Annotated in this window: 1 protein-coding gene; it reads right to left on the bottom strand. The window is 68.3% G+C overall.

The window, feature by feature from the left end; all coding sequences use genetic code 11:
• Positions 1-630: 630 nt before the first annotated feature.
• Positions 631-4,554 carry a hypothetical protein gene (locus GX414_15455; GenBank protein NLI48499.1) on the bottom strand — a complete coding sequence of 1,308 codons (3,924 nt, stop codon included), beginning with the start codon at positions 4,552-4,554 and terminating at the stop codon, positions 631-633.
• Positions 4,555-4,682 lie beyond the last annotated feature (128 nt).

Below are 4,682 nucleotides of genomic sequence, written 5' to 3'. Positions count from 1 at the left end.
GACTGGTGGCCGCCCGCCGGCAGGAAAGCCGTCAACACCAGAATTGCTCCGAACAGGAACAGGATGCGCTTTGGAGCAACTGTTCGGCCGGCGTATGTTCTGGGTGTGGTGGGGTGCATGGTTCCTCCTCCCGAATGCTCATGTTTTCACAGCCAACAGACGCTTTTCAATAATCAATAAACGATTGTTGTGTATTTAAAATACACCTTAGAGCCCAAAAACCAATCCGATCAGCCTATGCAAAGATTCGAGTTGATCTATTACACTAGAATTTTACACATGAGTCAATATGGTTTTTGATTGAATCTTGATACTTCGGAACACTGATTGTTCCGCACCCGGATTTTTATCCGCAGGACGGAGAAGTGATGTCGGATGGTGAGAAGCGATCGCGCATTCCAACTTTGGTGCGGCTGGATAGTCTGATTTGCGGCGGCATGAAGTTTGGAGTGCGGCGGCTGGACGCTGCTCTGGATTCCGGAACGGTTGTCGATTTGCGACGGCTGAAAAGTATTAAGACGCTGCGCGTCAATCCAAAGCGCAGTCGAGCCTGCGCACTCCAGAGCGCTTTGCGCTATCCAAAGACGCATCCCGCGTCAATCCAACGCGCAGTCGAGCCTGCGCACTCCCCTATCGGACCAGCCGCAGCGCCGGGTCGCCCAGGAGAATGTAGAGGTCGCGGTGGTAGCCGGCGGCCGGATCCGCCGGCGCCCAGGCGGCCAGGGCGGCGCGGATGGCGTCGCCCAGCGTGGCGTGGCCGCGGCCCAGCTCCGCGGCCAGCGCGGCGTTGAGCTCCACGGCGGCGGCGTTGTCCGACAAACCCGCTGGGGCATAGACGGCGATGGCGCCGCCGGCGGGCCGGGTCAGCAGCGCTTCGCCCAAGCCCGGGTAACCGGGGATGGTGCACTCGCCCGCGGCGCAGGTGAAGGCCAGCACCAGCGGCAGCCGGGCGCCGTTGGCGAGCGAGGAGATGTCGTCGAGGCGGAGCACGCCTTCGGCGGCCAGGCGGTCCACGCCGCCGTGGCCGAGGTAGTTGACCAGGCCGGCGCCGGTGGCGATGCCGCTGACGAGCGCCTCCCGGGCTTCGAGCGCGGTCTGCTCGGCCAGCGAGATCCGCCGGAGCCGCAGCCACGGCGGCAGCTCCGCGGCGACCGTCTCGGAATCGGCGGGGAAGTCGCCGGCGGGGTCCGGATTGTCGGCGACGACCAGGGCCCGTCGGGACCAGGCGCCGGCGGGCTGCGCCTCGTAGGCGATGATCTTGTCCACCATGGCCTGGAGCTCATCGGCGGTGGCCGCCGGCAGGCGGCCGATGGCCAGGTCGGGCACGTTGTCGTCGCCGGCGACGCAGGCGAAGCGGTTGTCGGCGGCGGCCAGGCCGTGGGAGGTGCCCAGGTACAGGGGCGGCAGCAGGTTGTCGCCGAAGCCGCCGAGGTCGCGATAGTCGTAGGTCCCGCGGCCGGCCAGGACGACGAAACGGGGCGGCACGGACCAGTGGGCGACGGCCCAGTCGAGGAAGTCGCGGATGGCCTGGGGCGAGGAGCGGCCGTGGTTGAACTCGTCGTAGATGTCGGCGAGGTCGACGACCAGGGCGCGATGTCCCTGGCCGGCGCGGTAGGCGGCCAGGGCCTCGGCGGGTCCGAGCAGGCTCTGCGGGGCGATGACAACATAATCGAAGCCCGGGCTGGAGTCGCGGAGGCGGGACGGCCAGTCGGGGGACGTGGCGGTCACCGCGGCGGCGGTGCCGATCGAGGCCGCGAAATACTCGTGGCGGGGCTGGCAGCGGAAGAACGCGCGCCAGTTGCGGCCGGTGCGTTCCACGGCGGCCGGCTGCAGCACCGGGGCGTCCAGATCGGTGACGTCGAGCACGACGATGTCGTCACGGGTGAAACCGTCCACGGCGACCACGCGGGGGGACAGGACGGCGGGCCGAAATTGCAGGCGGTCGTCGTCGGTGCGGGCCTGGCGGACGTAGTCCACCGCGAACCCGTCGACGTAGACGAGTGAATACGGGATCCCCTCGTTCAGATGGGCGGCCAGCTCCACGGTGTTGGCGCCGTCGCGCAAGATCGCCGGGTCGACGGTGAAGCGCAGCGATTGGGCGGTGAGGCCGTCCCAGCGGGCGGTGCCGATGAGCGCCCCGTTGAGGCGGACGGTCACCTGGTGGTCCGGCCCGGCGGCGGTTTCGGTGCCGCCGTGGAGGCGCACCGCCAGGGCGGCGTCGCCGGTGCCGGCGGGCGCGGGCGTGGGCACCGCGAACGTTTTGGCGCCCAGCGTCGGGTGATCGGCGAACAGGTAATCCCAGAACCAGTAGTCCGATTCGGGATTGCGGGTGACCGCGGGCGCGGGCAGGTGATCCTCTTCCGCGTCCTGCGTCGTGGCGAAAGTCAGTCCCGGCGCCACCGCGGCGGGGGGCGCGCCGTCCGCCCGGGCCATGAGCCGGCCGCGTCCGACGGCGACGCGGTACACGTTGGCGTCGGCGTAGGGGCTGTCCAGCCGCCGGCCGTAGAAGACAATGGCGTCCGGGACCAGATCGGCCAGATAGGTGACCAGCCGGCCGCCGCTGGTGATCTCCAGCCGTCCACGATGCGCCAGCGCCTCCACCGCCGCCCGCGGCAGCGCCAGCGCCTCGGCCAGCGCGTCGAAGGACACGGCGTGCAGCCCGTCGGCGCGCACCGCCACCTTCGCCGCCGCCGGCCGCGGCCCGCCAGCCGCGGTCTTGCCCGCGCCAGCGGTTTTAAAGTGTTCCGGCTTCACGTTCGGCGTGTCCGCGTCCCGCCGCTGCCGCGGGTGCGGCGTGCGGGAGCCGGATGCGTCGACGGGCGGGGCGGCCACGGCGTCGGTGTTCGACGCGGTCTCTGGTATTGTCACCGTGAACGGTCCGTAATCCAGTGTCCTGCCGTGAATGTCCAGTTCCTCGATCCGGTACTGATAGGTCTGGCCGGGGACGGCGTCCCGGTCCGGCAGGCGGTAGACGCCGCCCTGGGGGTGGCCCGGCAGAGCCGGGAGCGGCGCCTCGGTGAGGCGCCGCCACTCTCCACCGGCCTCGTCCCAGCGGGAGACGTGGAAGCCCGCGGTCCCCTGCTCCGCCGCGGTGGACCAGCGCAGCACCGGCTGGCCGCCGGCCCACTCGCTGCCGAAATCGGAAACGAGCACCCGGGTGGGGAGGTCGGTCCCCGTGGTCACCGCCAGCTCGCACAGGGGGCCGAAGGTGAACGTGGCCCGCCCCTGGGTGGTGTTCCCCGTCTCGTCCACGAACGTGGCGGTGGTGCCGTTGCCATCGGCGTCGCCCCAGAGCTCGACGTCGTCGATGTTCCAGCCGCTGTACGTCAGGCTGTCGTTGGTCGGGCCCATGGCCCAGCGGATGTAGACGGTGGACTGGTTGTCCGCCACGGCCGAGATGTCATAGGTGACCTGGGTCCAGGCGGCGTCGGTGACCGCCGTGTCGGCGGGATTTTCATAAATCTTCGTCCATGTGGAATTGTCGTTGCTCACCTCGATGACCGCGTGGTCATTCGCGGAGCCCTCGACGTTGAGCCAGCGCCAGAAGCGGAGTTGCACGTTGGACAATCCGCTGCAGTCGATGGCCGTCGTGGTCAGGTAATCCGCCGACAGCATGGAGTTGGAGTAATCGCCGGACAGGTTGTATCCGTACACGTAGCTCCCGGTGTGGCCGAATGTCGGGTCCGGGTTGCCGGACGCTCCCCCGCCGCCGGTGGGAGTTCCCCACGCCCACTGTCCCCCCGCCGTCCAGCCGGGATTGGTGGACAGATCCCATGAGCGCACACTGCTTGGCGCCGTGCCGGTGATGACCAGCCGGCCCGCGGCGGTGGGGGTGACGTCCACATGGTAGTAGAGTGACGCCGTGGTGTTGGCGGCCACGACGCCGGGATTCCATCGGAGCCAGCCGTAGGGCCCGGGGGTGGCGGTAGGGTAGGCGACGATGCTCCCTTGGCTCACCGTGGCGGTGCCGGCGTACACGACGTCCCCGCCCGGGACGTAGGCGTCCACGGTGTTCGAGGCGCTGAAGGTGATGGCGTGGGGGGTGGGATTGGTCACATCCACCCGGATGCCCAGCCGGGTGGTCTGCCCCACCAGGGGCGGATTCTGGCCCGAGATGAACCGGACCGTCTGCCCCACGTACGGTTTCACCGGCGCCGCGCCCGCGCTCGTGGGCAGGTAGAGGCGCAGGGCGCCCGCCTGGGGCTGGGCCGTGGGCGGCGGCGGCGCCGCGCCGTGGTCGCCCAGGTAGTGGGTGACGAAGTTGGAGGTGTCGCCCGACGGGATCGTGACGGTCAGGTCCTCGGTCCAGATGCCGTAGTCGTCAGAGAAAAAATCGGTGGTCCAGGCCGGCACGGCGCCGGATTGCCAACTGTCGTCGCCGGACACGCCGGGGGCGGACCATTTATATCCGCCGCTCCGGCTGGTCAGCGCGTACGAGGCGCTGGAGTCGGAATCGAACTCGTTGGAGCGGCCGGCACAGCCGCAGTCCACATAAGGGTAAACGGTGAAAGTCTGGCTGGTGCCTCCGGCTAAGCCGTAATTGACAAGTAGCATCACATCGTGCACAAAAAAATAGCATGACATCGTGCACAACTTAACGGTCGCATATCGCATCACATCGTGCACACCGCCCTTGGTTTTAAGGCCATGAAATAGCGGGACATCGTGCACACCGACCACTT

This window comes from Acidobacteriota bacterium (assembly GCA_012517875.1).
Lineage (GTDB): Bacteria > Acidobacteriota > JAAYUB01 > JAAYUB01 > JAAYUB01 > JAAYUB01.
This window is presented reverse-complemented; position numbering and strand designations above follow the sequence as displayed.